Consider the following 2,546-nt stretch of genomic DNA (forward strand, 5'->3'; position numbering starts at 1 on the left):
CTCGCCCCTGGCGACGCCGTCCTTAATGAGTTCGAGAAAGGCGTCGTGTAGGCCGAAGCCACGTTGGGTCCCCGAGCCAATGGTCACCAGCATCGCGCCGATCATGGAACGGTAGGTGTCACCGGCCCCTTCGAGCACTGCGGCGATCTCGCCGAAGAATCCGACGAGCTGATCGGGAACCGCCTCGTGGGTCCGGTTGGCCAACACCTCGTGCAGGTTGAGCAGACGCTTCTCGGCGAGGGCGTGGATCATGTCCTGCCGGGTGGCGAAATGGTTGAAGAACGTCCGGTTGGCGACGTCGGCCCGTTCACAGATGTCGTCGATCTTGGTGGCATCGATGCCCTGTGAGAGGAACAGTTCGAACGCAGCCGCGAGAATTCGGTCCCGCACTTCACGTTTGCGCCGGTCGATGCGGTTCATAGCGCCGATACTACGCAATGTGCAACGTTGCGTGTGGATGCAACGCTGCACTTGACCGGCCCACGCTACCTACGCACCTTCGCGGGGGGGCGACGCGGCGACGGGGCCGGCGCCGGGCGGTCATCGTGGGCTTGCAGGATCAACCCGATGACACCGTCGATGCGGTTGGCGACGGTGTCATAGCCCAAGGATCCCGTTCCGGCCCTCACCATGGCGCCGTAGAACACGAACTCCACCGCAGACAACACGCTGAGCGGCACTCCTGGGCCGAGCGCAGCGGTGAGTCGTCGGCGAACCTCGATGCCGATCAGCTCCCGCAGTGGCTTCAGCTCTTCCTCTTCACCCATCAGCGCCGTGGTGGTGGCGGCCGCCACTTCGGGCTCGTAGGCGCCGAGCATCGCCAGCGCGTGGATCTCCTGGATGATCCGCTCGTGCGTGGTCTGGTTGACGTCGACGAAGAGCGGCACCGTACGGACGAGCCGCAGATACAGCTCGGCGATCAGACCGTTCTTGGATTTGAAGTAGTTATACGCAGTGGCGGGCGACAATTGGGCGCGGGCGGCGATGGCCCGCACGGTCAGATCGGAGTACTTCGTTTCACGGAGCAGCTCAACCGCCGCATCGAGCACCCGATGGTAGGTCTCCTCTTGGCGCGGCTTTCCGCTGCTGTCCACCTCGACGACCCTCGCTACTTTTCCGTTGGACACGCGTCTAGCGTAGTGGAGCCGTGCGCCGCGAATCAGCCTTCCGCACCGACGCTTCGGCCGACCGGCATCAGGTCGGAATCCACTGGTCGATATCCGCTGCGATAGAGCCTTTCGGTGTGTCCGACCTCCTGATCGGCGAGCCCCGCGGCAGCCAAGGCGTGACCCTTGTAAACCCGCGCAGCCGCACTCAGGCGGTACTGCGTCGAGTCGACCCTGCCGCCGATCTTGGAAGGCCGACTGTCACCCCAGAGCGCCACTTCGGTGAGACCCGATCGCACCGCCTCCAGCACTTCCTCGTGAATGCGCTCGTCCACCGCCACCAGGTCCGCAGCGACCGCGAGTGCAGCGGCGCGTTCGGGTCCGCGGACGACGGACGCAAGCCCGGCGTGCAGGTCGACGATCCTGGCGCCCAGGATCTGTAGCGCTCGGGCGGCGTCCTGGTCGGGCACCAGGACGTCGACGTCCCAGCCCGCCATGCGTCGATCGAACAACCATCCCCCGGTGAACTGGACGACGTCTGCTCCACTGGGAGCGATGACGATCAGCTGGTACCGCACCACCCTGTCCGTGACGGCTTGAACGCGACGGCCCTGACGTCCGACGCGTGGAGTTTCACGACCCATAACCATCTTCGCGCTGGACATGTGTCTACCTTAAACAGTCGGAGTCGACTGCACAAGCAATTGGCGAATGTTCGGCATATTCAGCAAATATCGCGCCGCTCGCTTGAACGGACCGTTGCCTTCGTCCGCCTCTCCACTCCGCCATGTAGGCAATTTTGGACATCTGTCTACTCTCTGGAGAGCGCGCCGCGACGGGCACTAGCTGCTACTGCCTGCCGCTTGTACGGCGGGGGCCGCGCCCAATCGCCAGAGCGGAATCACCACGGCCGGATCACACTCTTCTTCCACGATCCACTTGCACATGCGGCGAATGGGTTCGATGGCGTCCTGCGGCATCGCGATCGCGACGCTGCATGCGTAGCCGAGGCTGGTGAGCCGTTGGGCGCCGAACAACGGAAGCTGGTCACGGAGTTGGCGCTTGAGGCTTTCGGGGTAGATGCCGATCGTCTGGGTGTATGCGTTGACCGCGGCAGTCACCTTGTCCAGGGAATCGACCGGCACGATGTTGGCGACACGGCCGGACAGCATCGCCGAGTAGTCCACCGCGGAATCGAACTGGGACACGATGATCGCGCCCTCCCGGTCCTCGCCGCCGATCACGCGATACCAGTCGTCGGTCATCCGCGAGGCCTCGAGATGCTCGTACAACTCACGGCTCGGAAAGAGCGGCGCCGTGCTGATGAACTCCGGCAGCCCGACCATCGCCTCGTAGATCATCTGGCCAAGACGGTTGGCGTTGGCCACGCCGGCGGCATCGGTCCCGCTCATCACGTAGATCACGCGGGCGTTGGCGCAT

The 2,546-nt window shown here is 64.3% G+C and carries 4 protein-coding genes; all 4 read right to left on the minus strand.

The window, feature by feature from the left end; all coding sequences use genetic code 11:
* A partial coding sequence (locus tag QOC69_RS32135; protein WP_526446541.1) for a TetR/AcrR family transcriptional regulator occupies positions 1-420 on the minus strand: 420 nt, incomplete at its 3' end.
* 65 nt (positions 421-485) lie between these two features.
* The gene (locus QOC69_RS32140) at positions 486-1,127 is read right to left on the minus strand and encodes a TetR/AcrR family transcriptional regulator (RefSeq protein WP_526446542.1); all 642 of its coding nucleotides are present in this window, start codon (positions 1,125-1,127) and stop codon (positions 486-488) included.
* Between the two features lie 32 nt (positions 1,128-1,159).
* Positions 1,160-1,771, minus strand: coding sequence for a hypothetical protein (locus QOC69_RS32145; protein WP_526446543.1), 612 nt, complete (start codon positions 1,769-1,771; stop codon positions 1,160-1,162).
* Between the two features lie 177 nt (positions 1,772-1,948).
* On the minus strand, positions 1,949-2,546 hold a 598-nt coding region (locus QOC69_RS32150; protein WP_526446544.1), incomplete at its 5' end, for an acyl-CoA reductase.

This window comes from Mycobacterium sp., assembly GCF_032162105.1.
Taxonomy (GTDB): domain Bacteria; phylum Actinomycetota; class Actinomycetes; order Mycobacteriales; family Mycobacteriaceae; genus Mycobacterium.

Excerpts from the sequence above, each read along its gene's own strand:
- QOC69_RS32145 (WP_526446543.1), bottom strand. The coding sequence starts at position 1,771 with ATGTCCAGCGCGAAGATGGTTATGGGTCGTGAAACTCCACGCGTCGGA.